The following is a 22039-nucleotide window of genomic DNA, read 5'->3' as shown; positions in this document are numbered from 1 at the left end:
TCTCAAATTATTTACTCCAAATTGAATTAAGTTCAGTTACTTTTAATATCGGCACGTTTGTTATTCCTTCATTTGAAAAAAACTGAAGTTGATTCACTGCCTCATTCGGGAAAATTAAGCTAGTAACAGCTACTTCTCCATCGTTTGCAAAAATTTCAATTGAAGAAGTATCAATAAACACTTGGAGTTTGAGAATACCATCTTTTAATTTCAAAGGAGCTTCTTGAACTGTAGGGAATGAATCTGAAAAGCTATTATCTCCAGAATTAGTCCGATCCACAAATAACATTTCTTTGGCTACATCAAAATGAATAATTGTCTTTTCCTCTTGAGAACTTTGAATAACAAGCCCAAATGAAGTTGCATTTCCCTTTTTAAATTCAATATTCACTTCTGTTAACTCACTAATAGGATAAGAAGTATCGGTGTCTGTAATCACAAGATCTTCATGGACTTTTGTTTCCTTACGTATACCTTCAATTTCAGCTACTGGATTTTGTACCAAACGGACTCCCTCTTCACCTGAAGTTAACGAAAGTTCCCTTGGTAATGTCATCCCACTTCTCCATACCTCTGTTGGCACTAAATTTGCATAACGCCAATTGCTCATCCACCCGATATATATTCGTCTACCATCTTCTTTTGGAATGTCCGACCAGCTCACTCCTGCATAATTATCTCTGCCGTAATCTAACCATAGAATTCTTTCGTCGGGATTTTCGTTGACAAAAGTAGTTCCATCAAAATCTCCGATAAAATATTGAGTTCTAGAACCTTCTTTACTCTTTCCGTTATCACCAATACTTACGAGCATGGCCCACTTTTGATTGTTTTCATCACCATCTATAGGTAATTTAAATAAGTCAGGGCATTCCCAAACACCATCATGTGAGCCAGAATCATGACCAAATTGACTGGCATATTCCCAATTTCTTAAGTTCGGGGATGTATAAATCATGACTGTTTGACCAGTTGCTAATATCATCACCCATTTCTTTGTTTCATGATGCCAAAACACTTTTGGATCACGATAATCCGTAATGTTTTCATCAGAAAGGACTGGATTTCCTTCATAAGTAACCCATGTTCTCCCGTTATCCTTGCTAAAAGCTATGCTTTGGCGTTGGAGTGGTCTGTCTGAGTCAGGATAGTGATCAGCGCTCGTATAAATGGCCACTAGACCTGGCCCCTCTTCAAAAAAGCCTGAAGTATTATCCCAGTCTACAACCGCACTACCTGAAAAAATTGCCCCATGCTCGTCAGGGTATAACGCAATTGGAAGCTGTTCCCAACAAATTAAATCTCGACTAACCGCATGTCCCCAGTGCATCGGTCCCCATGTGGTTCCATGTGGATGATATTGATAAAAAAGGTGGTATTCATCATTAAAAAATACCATGCCGTTCGGGTCATTCATCCATTTTTCTTCGGGAGAAAAATGAAATTGTGGTCGATGTTTCTCTTTATATTTCAAAATCATTCAAACCCTCTCCTTTACATATGTTAAAAAGAAAAGCTCCAGGCACCTGCCTATCGGCGACAAAAGCAACTGATCTCAATCACATCACATAAGATGCTCCCTTAGAGTTACTTCATACTGCTTTGCCTCGAGGACCAACTGGACCGCAGAGGCAGCAGTTCAATAAATTGCGCTATTTCACTTTTTACTTTTTTAAAAAAGGGAATTGCCTTTTTCCCTTGGCAGGTTATTTAACCTCGAGCCAAGAACATCCTTGAATTACTTCGTCGCTCCTTTGCGACGAGTAACTGCAGAAGCAGTTGGCACCTAGAGATAGACAGCTTTTCTAGTTCAAAAATTTTCTTTCTTACTTTATAACAAAATGCCAGTCACCACCAAGACTTCAAAATCCGGGTGGTGCAGGCACCGTTACTTAATTTGTAGAACGATCATATCCTTCTTGCTTGATTTCTAACCATTCTGGATAACCTAGACGATCAAGTTCGGTTAAATATTCTGCCCATTCAGCTTCAACTTTACCATTTGTAATCCATTCTGCACGTTTTCTTTTTACGTAAGGAAATAAATCTGTTTCGATCGTAGAAAGTCTATCAAGCTCCTCAATTGAGAAGAATACTCTCGGATAAATATTTTCAGCTTTCATGTCAGGAACCATTACATCTTTCATTAAATTCAATCTCCAAGCTGCATCATCTGGTTTGGTCGTAACATTCCCATAATAACTATCTAAAATAGCTAATGGTCCTGCTGTAAATGTTCTTTGTCTTAATTCCCAAGGTGACGTATCTCCTAATGGTAAATGCTTTAACATAGCTGCAGCTTCATCAAATTCAAAAATGTTTTGTTGCTCATTATCACCATACGTACCCCAGTTGTTTTGCACTGATTGTAGTGGTTCATATAGGGCGTCAATCCATTTGGCTGTTAATTCTAAGTTTTTATTTGCGCTTGTAATAACCATTCTGTTTCGATCAAAGCCCATCCCATTTGTTCTCGTAACATTTTTATGTCCATCAGGACCTGCTAGAGCTGGCATAAGATCATATGTGTCATTCATTCCTGTAATGTTACCTTTATCCCATGTGAAATATAAACCATAACGATTTTCTTTACCTTTTGAAATATACGTATTCCAATCTTGCTCAAATGCCTCAATATCAATCAAACCTGCTTCATATAGCTCGTTAAAATATTTAATACCTTCTTTATATCCTTCTTCCGCTGCTGTAAATACAACTTTCCCATCATCTGTTACAACTGTATGATCCCAGTTATCACCTAATCCAAATGAACCAAACAAGAAAGTTAAATCTTCTCCACCATGACCATAAATAAATGACATTGGAATTGTTTTACCATCTCCAGCTGGATCATTTTCTTTAAAGGCAATCAGTACCTCTTTTAATTCTTCTGTCGTTGTTGGCATTTCTAATCCAAGTTCAGCTAACCAGCTCACGTTAATCCATGGAAATACGTCTACAGAGTGAATACTTTCTTTATCAGCACCTAATTCTTCAATCCAAGGAAATGAATAAATATGACCATCTGGAGCTGTCATCATCGCTCGATACTGAGGAGCTTTCTCTAATACTTTCTGTAAGTTAGGCATATATTGGTCAATTAAATCCTCTACAGGAATAATAGAACCGTCTTTTGCTAGTCTTAATAGATCATAATCACCTAAAGCTGCATCAAAGATTGCATCTGGAAGCTCACCACTTGCAAAAGCTAAGTTTCTTCTTTCTGCAAAGTTATCCCATGTAAAATTACGCCAATTAATATGAACATTCGTCTTTTCTTCTAACCTTTTAAAAATTAATTTTTCATTAGGATCTGTTGGTGCTATTGGTGAACTTTGTGACATAAAGTTCAATGTTACTTTTTCCTCTAACGGTAACTCTACGCCTGAAAGACCATAGTCTTCAGATGAAGAAGATTGAGTGGTTTTACTGCTACAACCTGTTGCAAGTAACATTCCTGAGAGTAGCAATGCTGACACAGTTTTTGAAATTTTTCTCATTGTAATTCTCCTCACTTTGATTTTTTATATTATTTTAATGAACCTACCATAACGCCTTTCTCAAAATACTTTTGGAAAAAAGGATACATTATTAATAATGGTAAGCTGGCAATAACGATGGAAGAGTATTTAATCATCTCTGAAATCTTTTGTAATTCTGCCATTGCTAGCTGGTCGCTAATCATACCAGGTTGCACTTCATTTTGTATGAGTATTGAACGAAGAACTAATTGCAAAGGAAAAAGTTCCCGATCATCAAGATAAATCATTGCATCAAAATATGCATTCCATTGTCCAATGAAGGCATATAAAGCTAACACAAAAATGATCGGTTTTGATAAAGGTAAAATAATTTTTATGAAGATGCCAAACTCTGATGCTCCATCAATTCTAGCTGCTTCCTTCAATTCTTTCGGAATAGCTTTAAAATACGTTCTTGCTAAAATGATGAACCAAACAGAGATCGCGTTTGGAAGTACAATTGCCCAAATCGTGTTAAGCATTCCTAAATCTCTAATAACTAAATATGTTGGGATTAGTCCCCCATTAAAGAACATCGTTATTAGAAAAAAGATCATAAACGCCTTTTTACCTACTAGATCATCATTCGACAACGAATATCCTGCTAGAACCGAGACTGTTACCGTTACAATCGTAAAGGTAGTCGCATACAATAATGAATTAAAGAACCCTCTCAGTATCGTCCCATCACTAAAAATTCGTTTGTAGCCTTCGAGGGTCCAGTCAGTTGCACTGAAAGAAAACCCTTTTGAAATTAACACATTTGGTTGTAAAAATGATGCCAGTAATACGTATAAAAGTGGGGCTAGAACAACAAGTACAATGACACCTAATAACACTTGATTGATTAATAACAGCATACGGTCGCCTTTTGAGTTGTTCATTCGGTTTCCTCCTTCCTATAACAGACCTTCACCTTCATTTAACTTCTTAACTACTTGGTTAACAAACAGTAATAAAAACACGTTTATAATAGCGTTAAATATACCAACAGCCGTAGCGAATGAATAATCCCCTGCAAGTAAACCTCTTTTATAAACATAAGTTGGAATAATCTCAGATGTAGGGATGTTCATTGATGTTTGCAATAAATATGCTTTTTCAAAACCAATTGCCATGATTCCACCTGCTGCCAAAATAAAAAGTACTGCCATCACAGGCTTCAGCGTTGGTATGTCTATATGCCAAATACGTTGTAATAGGGAAGCACCATCAACGGTTGCCGCGTCATGTAACTGAGGGTCAACATTGGCAAGTGCTGCAACATAAATGATTGATGCCCAGCCTGCCCCTTGCCATACTCCAGACAAAATGTAAATCGACCTAAACGAATCTGGGTTGGACATGAACGAAACTGGCTTATCCATAAAAATCGTTAATATTGCATTAATTGGACCTGCCGGTGATAGAAAAAGAAATACCATCCCTGAAACTACTACTACGGAAATAAAATGCGGTGCATATAAAACTAATTGAATATTCTTTTTAACCTTTGCTCTCCTCAACTGATTAAGCATCAACGCTAAGATGATCGGGATCGGAAAACCTATCAACAATTCAAAAGAGCTTAATTTAAGCGTATTCATAAAAATATTTAGAAAATTTGGTGACTCTAAAAAGGTTGTAAAGTGCTTAAAGCCCACCCACTCACTGCCCATAATTCCTCTCATTGGGCTAAAATCCTTAAATGCAATTGTTGCCCCATACATCGGAACATACTTAAAAATAATTGTAAGAATAATAGCTGGAGCAATAAGCAAATAAAGGATATAATTCTTCTTTATATAATCGATTTGATGCTTCAATTTTGAAACTAGTTTTCTTTTAGTTTTTATATCAAGCACTGTTTCTTTCTCCGTTTTTATTTGCAAGCTAGTAACCTCCTTTTGATAAGATAAGTGCCCCAATGGAAAAGCGTTTTCACAATTTATCAAGTAATTCTTGATCTATTACAAATTTAACAAAATTATTACAAGAGATATTTCAATATTATTGGTTCTGAACCTCTAATATTTTTGGATGTTTCGCACAAGAAAACATGCATGTGTTTTACAACACACAAACTAGCACGAAAGTCTTGAAGTTTTAACGGACACTGGATACCTTATTTGAACCAAAATTCTATTTTTTTGTGTTTATGTAACAAAATGGATTGCAGAGAAGCCACGTAACTACTAGACAGTTTTCTAAGTTCATAAATTATTACTTATCTTTTTAGATAATATTTTTCTGACCCTGAAAAATAGAAAAATCCCCTAGTTATTTAACTAGGGGATTACCTATCCATTCATAATTTTATTTACTAGTTACTCTTACACTAACTTTCTTCTCAACTGTCTGGTTTATATCTGTTACGACCACTTGGGTTGTTCCCACTTTTTTCCCTTTGATTATAGCGCTACTTCCATCATTCGCTAATTCAATGATCTCAGGATCCTCTACAAACCAAAGTAGTTGAGCTCCATTTCCATGTAACCAATCAGGTTTTACTTGTCCTTTTAGGGTGGTCTCTTCTTCTACTTTTATATGAATACGATCTTCATTTACGACAATTTGTGTTATCTTATCTTCTTTCGAAGGATTTCTCCAAGTCGAGTGAAGATGAAAGAAATTTAGGGATACAACATTAGCCTTACCACCTTTTGTGTAAAGTTCAACCCCGCTGTTTGTTGGCCTTGTATAAATCAAATTTGTAAAGACCACTTCACCATCATTTACAAATATCTCAATGGATGATTCATCAATAAATCCTCGCAGTTTCAATTGTTTTTTATTGGCCGGAGAATTGGTTTCATAGCGAGAACCAAACTGAAAAAATTCTCCATTTCGATCAATGATTCTATCTAGTCCTGAATTCGTTCGATCAACAAAAACAGTCTCTGTGATTGTATTTAGTCCAACAACTGTTTCTTCTTCACCTGACTGCCTGACACGGATGCCAATTTCCTCAACTTCCTCCCATTCAAATATTCCCTCAAATTCAAATGTTGTTCCAGAAAAATCAGTAATACGATAATCCCCTTCAATTTCTAACTCTTTGATAGAATACTCATTTGCTCTCAATTTTTTTATTTCTTTAATTGGTTCCTGAAACAATCGAACACTACCATCCTCCATCGTTTTTAAAGATAATTCTCGAGGAATAGACATTGCTCCCATCCATGGGTCTGTTGGACTTTGATATGGATATCTCCAATTTGCCATCCAAGCTAACCAAACTCTCCTCCCATCTTTTTTCGGAATATCGGAAAATGATTGTGCAGCATAAAAATCTTGACCATAATCAGTAATTAAGACTGTTTCAGGTGAATGATCATTTATAAACTGCTCGCCATCAAACTCACCAACAAAATATTGAGCAGTTGAGCCATTTGTTTTATTGTTATCACCAATGCTAACGTGCAAAACCCATTTTTCGTTACCTTCGTCTCCATCAACTGCTAAACGAAAAAGATCAGGACACTCCCAAACAGCTGCATGTGAACCTTGCCCATCTCCAAATCGGCTAAGGTAGTGCCAATTAATTAAGTTATCTGAACCAAAAAATGTAACACTTTTATCAGTTGAGACAACCATAACCCATTTTTCTGTCTCATCATGCCAAAAAACTTTAGGGTCTCTAAAGTCTTTGATCCCAGGGTTTTTAATCACTGGATTCCCCTCATAACGCTGCCATGTTCTCCCTCTATCTTTACTATAAGCGATACTTTGAGCTTCGCCACCAACCGTACTCGTATAGATCGCGACTAAACCAGCTTTACCGTCAAAAAAGCCTGTTGAATCATTCCAATCCACGACAGCACTGCCAGATAAAGCCTGTCCTAGTTCATCATGTTCCAATGCAATCGGTTGATGCTCCCAATGCAATAAATCCTTACTAATGGCATGGGCCCAGTGACCGTTTTTTTGATGAAATAAATGGTATTCTCCTTTAAAATAAATCAACCCATTCGGATCAGCTAAATTTCCGGTTAAAGTTGAAAATGATACTGCGGCCGATATCTTTCAGTATAATAATCATCATTTGCATCGTAATCTAAACTTATAGTCTGACTACATCCAACCATCCCAGCTAAAGTAATTGCTAAACAAAGTAGGATTTTTTTAGAAGAAAAAAACAAGATCTTCACCCCTTAATTCATTTTAGTTACTTCATAAATTACTTTTCACTATAACAAATGGTCGTAATTTTAGAGTTTAATATTTTTGGATTCATACATATAAAAATTAAAGGTTCTAAAAACACAAAAAAATCCTCTAGATTTAACTTAGAGGATTATCTTCTTATATCATTTAAGCTAGCATTAATTTTTTCTACTGCTTCATCTGCAGAGATTTTAACATCTTTTTTACCTATCCCAACATCTTCAAACAGTGTCTTAATTGCCTCACTGACGACAGGATAGACCGGAGTAATCGGGCGGTTTTTCGCAAAGTTTTGAGCTTGGATCACAAAGATATTTTTAGGGTATTCATTCAGTTCAGGAAATTGATTAGCTACTGAGTATCTAGCCGGTAAATCACCAGTAACTTCCACATAATTCTTAGCTCCATCAACATTCGTCAAATAGTGAATAAATTGCCATGCTTCTTCAGGATATTTTGTTTTTGAGGATATTCCGAGCGCCCAGCCCCCATTTGGTGCGACTTGATTTTTGCCAATCGGTAAAGGGGCAATTCCAAAATCCTCGCCTAATTTAAAGTCAGGAAAGTTCTTTTTTAAGTCTTCTAAATACCAAGAACCTAGAACAGTCATACCAACTTTTCCATTTACTAATGGATTTGGAAGTGATTCAATCGGTGCAACTTGATATTTGTGATATAGATCTTGATAAAATTGTAATGCTGCCAATGCCTCATTGGAATTTAAAAATCCGTCTGCAGTAGTTGCCTCCGAATTTAACACTTCCGCCCCAAATTGCCAAAGGATCGGTAATTTAAAATAAGCTGGTGCTTCTCCATCAGCAAAACCTTGTGCTGGATCAATTCCATATACGCCATTCTCTGGTTGATTGATTTTCTTAGCAATCTCTAAGACTTCCTCCCAGGTCATCGGTTGGTATGGATCGTTTGATGGAAATGGAAGATCCGCTTCTCTGAATAATTGCATACTGTAAAAAAGCGCTAAACCAGATTCTACAATTGGGGCTAAATAAATCTCATTATTAAAGATCATTCCATTAAGAGTTGTTGCTGGTATATCTATAATATTCCCTTCTTGTCTCATCTTTTCGTCAATGGATAAAAGCGATCCTGAATTTGCATACAAAGCCAAGTTTGGACTATCGATAGCCATAATATCAGGAGGATTACCAGCAGCAATTTCCGTTCTCAATTTCAATTCATAATTACCATAAGGAATTAATTCCATCTTAATTTTAATATTAGGATGCGCTTTTTCAAAGTCCGAGATCAGCTCACTGTAGGCACGATTTTCTAAATTCGTTCCATTAGCTCTCCAAAAGGTTAACTCTATTTGAGTTACTTCTAGATTTCCCTTTGCATTTTCGTCATTTGAATCGGTGAAAATGACTGAGAAAAAAGACAATGTATATCCTGTGAAAATAAGTACAATAGATGTAACTATGATCAAAACAAGCTTATTTTTCATATAATTGTCCTTTCCTTCAAGTTACTTAACACGATTTAACGATTTCCGATATTCAACGGGCGTTTGATCAAAGTATTTTTTAAATACTGTACTGAAGTATCCGGAATTTGAAAAACCGACTAAATGTGCCACATCAATAATCTTTAATTGAGGATCTTTTAAAAATTGCCTCGCATTTTCCATACGTAAATTAATTAAATAATCACTAAAGGTTTGTCCTACTTGTGATTTAAAAATTTCCGATAAATATGCGCTATTTATATGGAAGTGTTCCGCTAATAAAGATAAGGAAACTTCGCTTCCGTAATGTTGATCCAAAAAACGTCGAACATTTTCAACGATTTCTGCCCCATTAGATGACGCTCGAATTTTTATCACATTCTCAATGATCAAACCAGCTAAATCAACAAGCTGTTCGTTTACTTTACTTTGTGAATTGAGTTCCCAGATACTTTGCTGGCAATTCCAAATCAAGTTATTGATTTCCACTGAATCGATATCGTATTTTCTGGTCAGAGACCCTAACAAAAATAACACCCGGTTCGCAACAAAAGAATATTTCATCATCGATTGGTTTGTGGTTTCCCCTAGAATGACACTCATGTTTGTTTCGAAAGCCTTATGATCAACGTTTTCGATTGTGTTCATTAATCTTTTTTCCAATTCCATTGAAAAATCAAACATCTCATTTGTCGCTGAACCATCGATCACCTGTGAATGTGAACCTAATTCACTTTGACTCCAAGAAAGTAATGCTGAAATATATCCGTTCTTAAACTGGGATAATCCTATAGCAACCTTTCCAATCCCAATGACCGTTTCTAATTTTAAAAACTGTTTCACTTTCCTTTGTAAGTCTTGAATAAAGCTCGATGAGCCAGTTAAAGGCTCTTCATCTAGACGACTAATAAAATGAACCATATTTGCGTAGTTGGTATCATAAAATGAATATGTTCCTTTTGCCCCTTCAGCAATTTCCTTACAGAGCATTTTAAACGGAAGCCATAGTTCTTTTTCATTTTTTTCTGAATCTCGAATTTCCACGGTCACAAATTGAACACTAACATGGTCATTCGAGAAATCTTCCAACCCTAACTGTTGTAACCTATCTTTTGTTATATTTAATTCAGACCAATCCTCTTTAACTAAATAAAGTAGATATTGTTCACGTATTTCCTCAAACTGATTGTGAACTAGCCGAATGATTCGCTCCGATTCCATTTGAGTTTTTTTTTCTTCTTCAATTTCTCCACGAATTCTAAATAATGCATCTAGTAGTTCGTCAGGAGCAACAGGCTTTAAAAGGTAGTCTCTAACTCCTGCTTGTAACGCTGATTTAGCGTAGTCAAAATCGGAGTATCCTGATAAAACGATCATTTTTACATGGGGGTATTTTAGCTGACATTGCTTCACAAACTCAATTCCATCCATGATGGGCATTCGCACATCGGTAATAACGATATCGATCTCATTTTCGTTTAATATCTTTAGCGCATCTTTTCCATTTGCAGCCTCTGCTACAACTTGGAAACCTTCCTTTTCCCAATCAAGCTTCATGCGTAATCCTTTACGAATTTGAATTTCATCGTCTGTAATTAATACCTTCATCATGTATAGCCCCCCCTGTTTTAATACACAATGTAATTTTTGTACCTCGATTTTTTTCAGAGTCTATGTTAAATGAAAAGTTCTGTCCATAATATAACTTCAATCTACCGAGGACATTCTTCAACCCAATGCTAGTCCCTTTACTAGCTAAAACATCATTTGTTTCATTGTCGATATCTACATTCATCAACTCTGAAATAACCTCACTAGACATGCCCATTCCATTATCTTCGACGATAATCAAAATTTTATTGCCACACTTTTCTGTTCGAATTTTGATTTTAGCAAAAGTATTTTCAATAAAACTATATTTAACAGCATTTTCAACGAGTGGTTGGATCACAAACTTTATGATCTGCACGTGTTTCGTTTCTAGATCTTCCTCAATTTCAATAGAAATAGAGTCTTCATATCTCAATTTCAAAATATCCGTGAAATTACGAATATAATTGATTTCTTCACCTAATTTCACCTCATCACTATGAGTATCCAACGAATATCTCATCATTCGACCTAAGTAAACACTTACATTTATAACGTCCTTATTTTTACCTTGTGCCGCAAGACCTCCAATAATTTCCAACGTGTTATTCAAAAAATGCGGGTTAATTTGTAGCAACAAGGCTTTGTATTCTGCATCTTTCCTACGAAGATTCGCTTCATACTCAATTTTGATTAAATGGTTTAGACGATCAATCGTTTGATGAAAAACTTTAATTAAATAACTAACTTCATGGTTATCTGACTTAATCGATGGCATTAAACCTTTCGCTTCAGAAAACTCTCCTCTTTCAAGGAATCCCAACGCTTTCGCTAACTTTCCAAGGGGACCTACAATATTAGTAGAGAGTAAATAAGCAGCGATTAAGGTTAGAATAAAAATGATACCACTTGTCATTAACAATCTCTTTTGTATTTGATCTACCTTAAAAAACAACTCAGATTTCGTAATTTCAGTAAATAACACCCAGTCACCAACTGTTAGCTTTTGAAAAAACACGTAATATTCTTCCCCATCATAAACAGTTTCAATTAAGCCTTTACTTTGATTACTTTCATTTATTTGAGTTAAGCTATGCTCCAACACGTATTGAGGAGTTTCAATCTGACCTGATAATACATTTTCACCAAGCCTAGTTAATAAATGAGCACGCCCTGTTTCACCAAGCTTAATTTTACCCAAAGCAGTCTTTAATAATAATGAAGGAAAGTTAACTTTTATAACTCCAGAAAGGTCTAGCGTATTCATATCAAACAAAGGGATAAGAAAACTATTGATGACATCCAAATCGTTGTGGCCATACGAGTCTGTGTGTGCTTTTACCCAACGCTGATCATGATTTGAAAAGTCTTTGAACCACTCTGTTTCCTCTAGCAACGGATGATCCCCCCATATTCCTGTCCCATCATTCAAAAAAATCGATACAGACATTGTATGAGAATTATTTAAGACCATTGAATTTAATTGTTTTCTTAACTCATTTCTCAATAAATAGCGATCAGGGTTATTGGCATCAACATTTTTCTTTTCAAATTTTAACCATTGTTGAGTTGACTGATTGACGAGTACCTGCTTTCCCAAATCTTCAGCTTGTACAGTAATCGCATCAATGTAAAAAGAGTATTGATCCATCATATCCTCTGTTGAACTTATTGTTTCATCCTCAATTATAGTTGTAAACCAACTTGGAATGATTATGGATAAAACAAGAAATGGTACCGTTAATATAAGTGTAAAAATGACAAACATTCGATTACGTAACGAAAAAAACATATTTCCTCCTATGGAAATGGCTTTTTATCTTTTTCTTATGTCCTATTCTCTTAAATTTATCACAACAACCCAAATCTTACTATAGTTCAAGGGGAAGTGGAAACATAGGGACGGATCGAGACTGGTGAAAAGGTCTATAAATAATCGAATTAGTATTAAACACTTACTGAAAATGGTGATTTTTTCTCTTGCGTAAGTCGCAAATATATTGTACTTAGAAATCATATATTACTTTTTCACTTGTCTCGAACGGTTCTGGAGTCATAGGATTAGGTTCCTATACGCTTAAGTTGCATTCATTTACTTCCATTTTTGTTGCCAGAGCAACATTTGTTTTAAATTAATCTCTATTTTAATAGCCTAATTAGAACAAAATATCATTAAAAACCACCTGTCAAGAATCAATTCATTTTGAATACTGACAGGTGGTTTTTTTGAATTATGGAAGGTCCTTTGGAAAAGTAAGCCTAGCCTTCGTTCATGATTTTAGTTTCAAGTTGTGGCCAGTAGTAAAGCATCTCTTCACGCATCATCAATCTATGATTGAAATCGCTTTTTCATGAGAAATGTTCATTATTGAAAAGGGAAAACTGAAATTTTTAAAGATATATAAAAACGGTTCTCATGCATCTTTCGTTTCGCAAAACAAAGAAAGCAAAAGAACCACCCCTTTATTTCACCAATTCTTAAAATATATTACCCTATTTATTAAATTTTATATGAGATACTATTCTTGTGAAATAATGAACATGACTAGGGGAGTGGTTTCTATGCAGCGATGGTTATGTAGTCTAATGTTGATCATTAGCTTTTTCTTTGGGTTTGTGAATGTTGTGTCTGCTAATGAAGCAACAAGCAAAATGTATTATCTAGGAAGTGACACTTGTCCTGTATGTAATGAGGCCTCACAATTTTTAGATCGATTGAAATCACAAGGTGAATTAAATTACGAAATTATTTATGTAGAAATTAGCAAGGAGCGAGAAAAGGCACGCGCCTTATTTGAGCAATTTGAAATCCCCCCTCAAGAACAACTAGTTCCACTTTTTATATTTGAGGATAAACATATTCTTGGGTTTAATCAAATTGTTGAGGGTGAATTGACACAACGACTTTCTCCTCATTTTAGCAGTGGCTCAGGCTTTTTGAGTAATAATCTTGAGAATATACCTCTCCTATTTGCTACGGTTTTAATAGGGACTGTTGATGGCTTTAATCCTTGTTCACTATGGGCACTGATGTTTTTAATAAGTATGGTCATTCGTTTTAACTCTCGAAAAAAGATGGCAATCGTTGGTGGAGTCTTTATTGTTACAGTGGCAATTATTTACGGATTATTCATGGCCGGAACATTTTCGATCGTTGTTCGTGTCATCGATTTTTTCTGGTTTAGATTTGCATTATTTTCCCTGGCAATGATTGTTGCTATCGTAAACATTCGAGAAGGTTTTGGAAAAAAATCTTCACTATCCTTTACAATTAAAGATGAACATAAAAAGAGCTATGTAAAAAAAATAAGAGAACGTCTTTTCCGTGTCGAGTCAGTCACTGGAATTGTTCTCGCTTCCATCTCTATTGCTGCATTAGCCTCTTTTATTGAATTACCATGTACAGCTGGATTTCCAGTTATTTGGAACGGTTTAGTCTCTAGCTATGGTGTTGGCCTTGGAGAATACGGATTTTATTTAGCCATTTATTTATTGATGTATATTTTAATGGAATTAATTATTGTTGTTTTTATGGTTTGGACGATGAGAAAAGCTTTTATGGGCCAATTTATTGGTGAAAATTTAAAATTATTATCAGGGATGTTAATGGGATTTTTAGCAATCATATTATTAATCGGATACGAGTACATGAATAACATTTGGATTGTACTAGGTGGATCAATTGCTATCGTTGTTCTTTCAGTAATCATTATGTTTATTAGAAAGCTTATAAAACCATAGGCTTTGTCCTGTGGTTGTTTTCATGAGACATAGGTCTTGGCCATTTTTAAAAATCGAGGTTTTCCCCTCTATTTCAGTTATCCGATCAGAAAAAAATGTAGTATGGGAAGCCATACTACATTTTTTTTAATTCTTCATCAAACATTTGTTTTTGCCGCTTTATAATATCAATTGCCTGATCTGAGATTTCGCTTAATTCCGAATATAATTCTTTAGAAGTATGTTGATCTCCTTCGTTTACTTCCTGAAAAATTTGTTCGACTAATTGTCGTCTTATGTGTCCAATCCCTCGTAATTGATCACCTAACTGTTCTAATTGATTATGATCCAATTTATTTACCTCCCAATACTATTTATCCTATCTTGCCAATTTTCTTACGTTACTATCCATAATTGTCTCATTGAGCAAGCTAGGCGTTATCCTTATTTTTAGAACGGGGTTCCCAAGCATGAATATACTGTAATGGAGAAATAGTGATATTCATAGAAAGGAGAATACTAGATGGGCAAAAGCACCGAAATAACAATTTCTGAACTCATAAAGAAGTTGGGAATAACATCTGAAGCTAATCTTCGTAACTATATTCAATCATTATTAGAAGATGAGGAAATTCTTAACCTTGTTAAAAATGGAATCCGCAGACATCTTTCAACGGTTAATCTATTAAGAAACAATTCTGATATTTTATCGCAACAACTGAATTTCCCAACTAAAAACGATGTCGCAAACATCGCAAAATTAGCTATCCAAATTGAAGACAAAATCGATGCCTTAGAGGAACGTATTTTTCATTTATCTGAGGCTCAACAGATTCAGGATACTCCGGTACAAAATGTTGTTAGACAACAAGGGTCTGAATTATCTGATGCACAATTAACTGAAGAAATCGCCAATATCAAACGTCTCCTTAAAATGAATTTGATCCTCAATGCCGGAAATATCACAACTGAAAACGGTCTTAACAACAGAATTGAAGACCTAAGAAACAGAGGAAAAAGACGTGGCTAAATTCAAGGCTTTTACTTCAATTTGGAATACACCAAACCCGAAAGTTGGACAAACACCTAAAACTTCTATTTGGAAGAAGAATAAAGCTACTGTTTGGTACTACCCTGCAAAAGAGAAAAAGTACAAAACACCCTTACTCCTTATTTATTCATTAGTTAGTAAGCCATATATCCTTGATCTTAGCCCAGAAACAAGTATGATCCAGGCTTTCAATCATAAAGGCTATGATGTTTATTTACTCGATTTCGGTGTCCCTGGATACGAAGATAAAGATTTGACTCTTGATGATTATATTCACAGCTATATTCAAAAAGCCGTACAACATACCTTAAGGCACTCAAAATCCAATGATTTAACGATCGTTGGGTATTGTCTCGGTGGTACACTTGGTACAATCTATGCAGCAATTGCAAAAGAACCAGTTAAAAATCTGATACTCTTTGTTACTCCAATAGATTTTAAAAAACTTCCTATAAACCAAGAGATACGAAAACTATTAAACGATGAGCGAAAAAATATAGAAAAATTGATTGATCAATATGGCATAATCCCCGCAATGTTCATTGATAAAGCTGTTAAATTGGTAACATCGCCGCTTCCAATTACACCTTACCTGGCACTATATGAACATTCAACTGACAAACAGTATGTGGAGAGATGGCGAAGATTTAATCATTGGGCAAGAGATCATATTCCATTTGTCGGCGCAACATTAAAACAACTAATCGACTTAGTCCTTGATAATCAGCTTACCCAAAATAAATTGTTGATTAACAACGAAAGGGTTAACCTTTCAAACATACACGCAAATTTATTAGTAATTTCCACCTCTGATGACGAGCTTGTTCCTGAAGAACTAACCGCACCAATCATGGATCTAGTTTCAAGTAAAGACAAGACGTACAAAAAGGTTAAAGGTGGCCATGCAACGTTAGCTGTCAAAGGGTATTTACCAGAAGTACTTGAAAAATGGTTAGAAAAGCGTTCGTAACCTAACAACATCTACCCTTAGGTAACTTCTTTGCCTAAGGGTAATTTTCTAATTTAGCTAGATTAATACAGCTTATCTATAACATCCGTCCAAGCTATTTTTATTTTGATGAATAGTATAAAAAGTCTTAACCACCTAAATTTAAGGAGGGACCACATCGTGAAAACTGACAATCTTCCTCTCGATCTGAAAGGAAAATTACTAACTGGTCACTTAACAGAATTCCAAGCAGATCCTCTCGCCTTTCTCACCAAGCTTACAGAAGAATATGGCGATTTTGTCCCATTCAGGCTTGGACCATTTCAGAGGGTGTTTTTAATCAATGACCCAAATCTAATCAAGGAAGTTCTTGTAACCAAACAAACGTCATTTGTTAAATCAAAAGATATTCAAACTTTAAAAACAATTGTTGGTGAAGGACTGTTAACTAGTGAGAAAGATCTTCATAAACGACAAAGGAAGCTTATTCAACCATCATTTAAACGATCTCATATTATTAACTATGGACATGACATGATTGACACAACTTTACACTACCTATCTAATTGGCAAAATGGTGAACATAGACTCATTTCAGAGGATATGCAAAATATTACTTTAGGAATTATTAGCAAGACCATGTTTGGCACTGATTTTGAAAAAGGGGCCAAAATCATTGAAAAATCAATGGATGCAGTAATGAAGCTTGGCATTAAAAGAATGAGAGCCATCGTTAAGCCGCCGTTGTGGATACCAACAAAAAATAACCGCAAATTGCTAGCTGCTATCAAACATCTTGATGCTGTTCTCGATGACATTATTGCAAAGCGAAAGCAGAGCTCAACTAGGTATGAGGACTTGCTTGGAGTACTAATGAATGCCAAGAACGAAGATGATGGGACCATGATGAGTGACAAACAACTGAAGGATGAACTAATGACAATTTTCCTTGCCGGTCACGAAACTACAGCAAATGCCCTTACTTGGACGCTTTACTTACTTGCTAAGCATCCTGATGTTGATGCAAAATTTCATCAAGAATTATCAAATGTAATAGATAGTGGCACCCCAACTCCTGAACATTTTAGTCAATTAAAATATACCCAAAGCATTGTCTGGGAATCGCTTCGTCTATATCCACCAGCCTATATCATTGGCAGACAGGTTGATACTGACGTCACGATTGGTAACTATCAGTTAAAAAAAGGTGACATGGTTGTTATGAGTCAATATGTCATGCACCGTAACAACGCCTATTTTGATCAACCTGATTCATTTCTTCCTGAACGATTTGAAACTGATTTACTGAAAACACTGCCTACCTATGCTTTCTTTCCTTTTGGCGGAGGTCCAAGAGTGTGTATTGGAAACCATTTTGCATTAATGGAGACTGTACTTGTTCTCGCTTGTATCGGACAACGGTATCAAGTAAACTTACTAGAAAATCACGATGACGTAAAACCACAACCTCTGATCACACTTAGACCAAAACGTGGTGTAAAGATGCTCATTACCGAAAGAAAAGGAGCAGATGGCGCCTAAAGCTAGACATCATATCTCCCACTTAGCACCGACAAAAGCTACTCAGCTCTTTCATACATGTAGCTTTACCTCGAAGACCTACCTGGACCACAGAGGCAGTGTTTAAGTGAACTAGGGTATTTTACCTCGGGATACTGGGCACTCGAGCGAGGCATCAAGTACTAAGTACGGTTAAACTTTTCTATCCTAGAACAAAGCGCAAGCGCCTTTGGTAGCCCCGACAAGCAAATGTTCTTCGATGAAAAAAAGTGTGCTCATTCACTTTTATTCTCGAAGAACATTTGATTTCGAGGGGCTTAACAGCTGCTCCTTCCCCACTACGTTTGCTCCTGCGATTACTCGTCGCACGAAAAACCTTTGCTCCTGCGATTACTCGTCGCACGAAAAACCTTTGCTCCTGCGATTACTCGTCGCACGAAAAACCTTTGCTCGTCGCAAGGCACCTAGAAGCGAATTCAAGCAGTAGCCTCGCTGGAGCTAGACTGTCACTATAGTTAAACTTATCCACAGATGAAAAAACATATAATTTCCTTAACAACAAAAAGAGGCTTGCACTAATGGCACAGCCTCTACATTTTAATTATTATGGATAAAAGATTGGAGAGCCTGGTCCTAAATCAATTCCTAATGTCATCCACACGATTAACATGATGATCCAGACAATCGAAAACGCAATAGAATAAGGAATCATCGTTGATATTAAGGTTCCAATTCCAACTTTTTTATCATACTTTTGTGCAAATGCAATTACGATCGCAAAGTATGGCATTAATGGAGAAATGACGTTAGTTGTTGAGTCAGCAATTCGGTATGCCAGCTGAGTAAGCTCAGGAGAATAACCTAACCCCATCATCATTGGTACAAATACCGGAGCCATTATCGCCCATTTGGCAGATGCACTACCAATAAATAAGTTAATAAACCCTGCAACAACAATAAAGGTTAAGATTAAAGGGATCCCTGTAAACCCTGTTGTATCAAGGAATGCAGCACCTTTAACAGCCATAATCATACCTAAGTTCGTTTCATTAAAGTACGCTACAAATTGACCAGCAGCAAAAGCAAGTACGATATAAGCACCCATGGTTGCCATTGTATCAGACAATTGTTCAGCGACATCTTTATCACTTTGTATTGATTTCGTCATTCTTCCATAAACAAAACCAGGAACAAAGAACATGATTAAAATAATTGGAACAAGCGAAGAGAAGAACGGCGAATTAATTACTGCACCATCAACACCGCGTAGTGGACCCCACGTTGGTACAATTAGCAATGCTAAAGCTGCAATCGTTAAGATAAATGCCGCTAACGCTCCAAATAAACCCTTTTTCTCTATTGAAGTTAAACCTTCTACCTTCTCTGTAACACTTCCTTTATAGGTGCCTAAACGTGGCTCTACCACTTTTTCAGTCACAATCGTACCAATGATTGTTAGTACAAATACCGATACAATCATGAAGTAATAGTTCATCGCATAGTTAATTGTTTCTGCATAAATTGGATCAAACGTCGCTGCTGCGTGTTGTGTTAATCCTCCTAGTAAAGGATCTAAGGATGTTAGCAAGAGGTTTGCACTAAATCCAGCTGATACACCTGCAAAAGCAGCAGCTAAACCAGCTAATGGATGTCTGCCTAATCCAGCAAATAGTACCGCTCCTAGTGGTGTTAAAACAACATACCCAGCATCTGCTGCCATACTAGACATAATTCCACCAAATACTAAGGCAGCTGTAATTAACTGCTTTGGTACTGACATGACAAGCGCTCGGAGTCCGGCACTAATTAACCCAGACCTTTCAGCTATCCCAATTCCTAGCATTGTTACAAGAACAGTGCCCAACGGAGCAAACCCTGTAAAGTTACCGACCATACTCGTAAAAATGTACTTAATTCCATCACTACTTAATAGGTTTCTAACTTCAAGTATTTCCCCTTCTTGTAAAGGATGTTCAACACTGACTCCTAACGAAGAAAAGATCCAAGAAAATAAAACGACAAATCCAGCAAACATCGCAAAAAGCGTGACTGGATGTGGCAATTTATTACCGACACGTTCGATCGTATCTAGTGAACGCCCCACAAAATTATTACCGAAACGTTTGATCGTATCTAGTGAACGCCTCACAAACCCTTTTTTCTCACTATTATTCAAATTTATCATCCCTTCAAAATTTTCCGTATATTATAAATACCAGTAAATATTATATATAAAAAGTATTATTATAGGAAGTAATAATAAAAAATACCGAATAGGACAATTATTTTAAATTTTAAGACATAAATAACACTATTAGAATATAAAGATTTCTCCATTAACATGGTGTTTTATTGACAATAATTCCTTACATAGGATGCCCGAAAGACCTTGAATAACATCAATTTTGAAGAAAACAAACAAATAAAGAAGTAGCTAAGTGAACCTAGCTACCCCTTTACGTCTTAGTTGGCTCCTTCTAGCTTAGTCTTTCTAAGCGGAAGCCGTTTCATGTATTTTTTTACCCCATAAACCATATTTGCGGCTGTACATCCAACCCTGTGATTACTAGTAGCCAATGGATGGGTTGTCTTACTTGACAGTAATGATTTTAAAACTTCTTCACTTAACCCCTTTTCTTCAAGAGCATCAGCAAATTCCTTTTGTGCGCTTTGCTTTGCTTTAAAGAGCATCATCTGAATTCGGCTATATACATTAACTGCCCCATCCCCGGTTGTTTCAATCGGCAGAAAAATAGCTTCAGGGTACCTTTCAGTAATTAACGATTGAACACCATCTGATACTCCTGATGATGGCATGCAACCAAAAGGTTTTACTGAGATTGTCATGTTTACCTTCTTTTTTACAACGTTTAGTATTAATTTCCCCACTTCCATATGCCCTTCGCCACCTCGTAGCTGGTTGTTGTAATGCTGATTTGCAACTTCAGCCACTTGATCCATATCAGGTAAATGGTAATCATGAAGTCCCATAATTTTCGCATATGCTTGAAACCAACTTCTTACGGTGAGATCTGCGACTTTTAACATAGCCAATCGCTTCATTGGATTTTTCCCTTTCAGTCCAAAACGTCCTTCATCATCGTTCCGTAGCGCCATCCGCTTTTTCGTATCGTAACGACCTTCCCAAATCAAAAACAAAATCCAGGCTGTCAGTGATTGAACTTCTACTTCGGCACCTTCACTTTCTAAAAACTTCTGCAACTGATAATTGCCGTCACCTTCTGTTGTCATCGCCCAGAACTCACCGATAATGCTTACTTTCGGTTTCACAAGCGTTCGGTTTACCTTAACGGTTGCCAATTCCCTGCGGCATCGATATAAGGTTTTTATGATTGATTTTCTTTCACTAAAGGCATCAAAAAGCATTTTTTTACAACGTTCTAATGCTTCATTCGTCGCTCCTTCGACAACTTCATAAGGGCGAATTCGATAACCAATCGCATTTAAAATATCACCAATCAACACACCTTTAAGAAATGTGATAAAAAAAGAACTGTCTAGTTTTAACGCCGATTCTTCCCCTGTCGCTTGCTTCAAACCACTTTGTTGTTGAAAAAGGAGAACTCGGAAGCCGTCAAAGCCAGCATCTCGAAGCGCTTTACGATATTCTGTTACATACGTTCCAAAACGACAGGGACCACAAGAGCCACTCGTTACAAATAAGTAATTCTTTACGATCTCATCTTTCGTCTTACCTTCAACATCACGTAAATACGTTAAATGTTTAATTAAATTTCCAACTGTAAAATAAGTTGGATTACATTGTCCACGATTTCCGAACTCTTTTCCATAGCGCAACGCATCAGTATCTGGACATTCCAAATGAGCTACATTATACCCAATTCCTTTTAAACCTCCTGATATGAGGTAGTCGTGAGCCATCGTTAAACCACCAAATAATATCGTCGTTGACTCTTTATCTTTAGCAAAAAATTGCCTTGGAACCGGATCAAACCATTGTTGTTTCGTTTCATTAAGTCCTAATTTCGCTTCTTGTTCTTCACGGTAACGAAGTAGTTCCCGTTCAAACTTCTCAGCAACCTTATCCATTTCGT

16 protein-coding genes and 1 pseudogene are annotated in these 22039 nt (G+C 36.2%); 4 read left to right on the top strand and 13 right to left on the bottom strand.

The genetic code is table 11. The annotated features are described in order from the left end of the window. Positions 1-7: 7 nt before the first annotated feature. From H1D32_RS18130 to H1D32_RS18085, 10 genes and pseudogenes are all read right to left on the bottom strand, one after another. Positions 8-1480, bottom strand: coding sequence for a glycoside hydrolase family 32 protein (locus tag H1D32_RS18130; protein ID WP_261179659.1), 1473 nt, complete (start codon positions 1478-1480; stop codon positions 8-10). A gap of 412 nt (positions 1481-1892) precedes the next feature. Next, positions 1893-3500 (bottom strand): ABC transporter substrate-binding protein, encoded by a 1608-nt coding sequence (locus H1D32_RS18125; protein ID WP_261179658.1) that lies wholly within the window; start codon positions 3498-3500, stop codon positions 1893-1895. A gap of 29 nt (positions 3501-3529) precedes the next feature. Continuing rightward, positions 3530-4405 (bottom strand): carbohydrate ABC transporter permease, encoded by an 876-nt coding sequence (locus tag H1D32_RS18120; protein ID WP_261179657.1) that lies wholly within the window; start codon positions 4403-4405, stop codon positions 3530-3532. Positions 4406-4420: 15 nt separating this feature from the next. Next, the gene (locus H1D32_RS18115; RefSeq protein WP_261180001.1) at positions 4421-5356 is read right to left on the bottom strand and encodes an ABC transporter permease; all 936 of its coding nucleotides are present in this window, start codon (positions 5354-5356) and stop codon (positions 4421-4423) included. Positions 5357-5816: 460 nt separating this feature from the next. Then, positions 5817-7466, bottom strand: coding sequence for a glycoside hydrolase family 32 protein (locus H1D32_RS18110; protein ID WP_261179656.1), 1650 nt, complete (start codon positions 7464-7466; stop codon positions 5817-5819). A 26-nt stretch (positions 7467-7492) separates the two neighbouring features. Beyond that, complete coding sequence (locus tag H1D32_RS18105) at positions 7493-7642, bottom strand: hypothetical protein (RefSeq protein WP_261179655.1); 150 nt, start codon at positions 7640-7642, stop codon at positions 7493-7495. A gap of 155 nt (positions 7643-7797) precedes the next feature. After that, entirely contained in the window at positions 7798-9132 is a 1335-nt protein-coding gene (locus H1D32_RS18100) for an ABC transporter substrate-binding protein (RefSeq protein WP_261179654.1), read from the bottom strand. 21 nt (positions 9133-9153) lie between these two features. Further along, complete coding sequence (locus tag H1D32_RS18095; protein ID WP_261179653.1) at positions 9154-10743, bottom strand: response regulator transcription factor; 1590 nt, start codon at positions 10741-10743, stop codon at positions 9154-9156. After that, positions 10715-12514, bottom strand: a complete 1800-nt coding sequence (locus H1D32_RS18090) for a cache domain-containing sensor histidine kinase (protein ID WP_261179652.1) — start codon at positions 12512-12514, stop codon at positions 10715-10717. The genes H1D32_RS18095 and H1D32_RS18090 overlap by 29 nt, the downstream gene beginning before the upstream one ends. Before the next feature lie 470 nt (positions 12515-12984). Then, a pseudogene (locus H1D32_RS18085) lies at positions 12985-13047 on the bottom strand (SpoVR family protein); the annotation flags it as partial. A gap of 237 nt (positions 13048-13284) precedes the next feature. On the opposite strand from H1D32_RS18085, the gene H1D32_RS18080 reads away from it, so the two are divergent. After that, a complete protein-coding gene (locus H1D32_RS18080) occupies positions 13285-14463 on the top strand; it encodes a thioredoxin domain-containing protein (RefSeq protein ID WP_261179651.1) in 1179 nt (392 codons plus the stop codon). A gap of 115 nt (positions 14464-14578) precedes the next feature. Here the strand turns inward: H1D32_RS18080 and H1D32_RS18075 are convergent, their stop codons facing one another. Continuing rightward, on the bottom strand, positions 14579-14794 hold the full coding sequence (locus H1D32_RS18075; protein WP_261179650.1) for a hypothetical protein: 216 nt from the start codon (positions 14792-14794) through the stop codon (positions 14579-14581). Between the two features lie 171 nt (positions 14795-14965). Between H1D32_RS18075 and H1D32_RS18070 the strand changes: the two genes are divergently transcribed. The 3 genes from H1D32_RS18070 (at position 14966) to H1D32_RS18060 (ending at position 17984) form a co-directional block, all read left to right on the top strand. Beyond that, positions 14966-15472 (top strand): hypothetical protein, encoded by a 507-nt coding sequence (locus H1D32_RS18070; protein ID WP_261179649.1) that lies wholly within the window; start codon positions 14966-14968, stop codon positions 15470-15472. Beyond that, entirely contained in the window at positions 15465-16463 is a 999-nt protein-coding gene (locus tag H1D32_RS18065) for an alpha/beta fold hydrolase (RefSeq protein ID WP_261179648.1), read from the top strand. Before H1D32_RS18070 ends, H1D32_RS18065 begins: the two co-directional genes overlap by 8 nt. Before the next feature lie 159 nt (positions 16464-16622). Further along, on the top strand, positions 16623-17984 hold the full coding sequence (locus H1D32_RS18060) for a cytochrome P450 (protein WP_261179647.1): 1362 nt from the start codon (positions 16623-16625) through the stop codon (positions 17982-17984). A 583-nt stretch (positions 17985-18567) separates the two neighbouring features. On the opposite strand, the gene H1D32_RS18055 is transcribed toward H1D32_RS18060, so the two are convergent. Together H1D32_RS18055 and H1D32_RS18050 are read right to left on the bottom strand one after the other, a co-directional pair. Then, a complete protein-coding gene (locus H1D32_RS18055; protein ID WP_261180000.1) occupies positions 18568-20091 on the bottom strand; it encodes an AbgT family transporter in 1524 nt (507 codons plus the stop codon). Between the two features lie 335 nt (positions 20092-20426). Continuing rightward, positions 20427-22034 carry a 2-hydroxyglutaryl-CoA dehydratase gene (locus H1D32_RS18050; protein WP_261179646.1) on the bottom strand — a complete coding sequence of 536 codons (1608 nt, stop codon included), beginning with the start codon at positions 22032-22034 and terminating at the stop codon, positions 20427-20429. Positions 22035-22039: the final 5 nt, after the last annotated feature.

The organism is Anaerobacillus sp. CMMVII (assembly GCF_025377685.1).
GTDB lineage: Bacteria > Bacillota > Bacilli > Bacillales > Anaerobacillaceae > Anaerobacillus.
This window is presented reverse-complemented; position numbering and strand designations above follow the sequence as displayed.

Coding starts and splice junctions, on each gene's coding strand:
- H1D32_RS18090 (WP_261179652.1), bottom strand. CDS start 12,514: ATGTTTTTTTCGTTACGTAATCGAATGTTTGTCATTTTTACACTTATA.
- H1D32_RS18050 (WP_261179646.1), bottom strand. CDS start 22,034: ATGGATAAGGTTGCTGAGAAGTTTGAACGGGAACTACTTCGTTACCGT.
- H1D32_RS18100 (WP_261179654.1), bottom strand. CDS start 9,132: ATGAAAAATAAGCTTGTTTTGATCATAGTTACATCTATTGTACTTATT.
- H1D32_RS18130 (WP_261179659.1), bottom strand. CDS start 1,480: ATGATTTTGAAATATAAAGAGAAACATCGACCACAATTTCATTTTTCT.
- H1D32_RS18070 (WP_261179649.1), top strand. CDS start 14,966: ATGGGCAAAAGCACCGAAATAACAATTTCTGAACTCATAAAGAAGTTG.
- H1D32_RS18125 (WP_261179658.1), bottom strand. CDS start 3,500: ATGAGAAAAATTTCAAAAACTGTGTCAGCATTGCTACTCTCAGGAATG.
- H1D32_RS18120 (WP_261179657.1), bottom strand. CDS start 4,405: ATGAACAACTCAAAAGGCGACCGTATGCTGTTATTAATCAATCAAGTG.
- H1D32_RS18080 (WP_261179651.1), top strand. CDS start 13,285: ATGCAGCGATGGTTATGTAGTCTAATGTTGATCATTAGCTTTTTCTTT.
- H1D32_RS18095 (WP_261179653.1), bottom strand. CDS start 10,743: ATGATGAAGGTATTAATTACAGACGATGAAATTCAAATTCGTAAAGGA.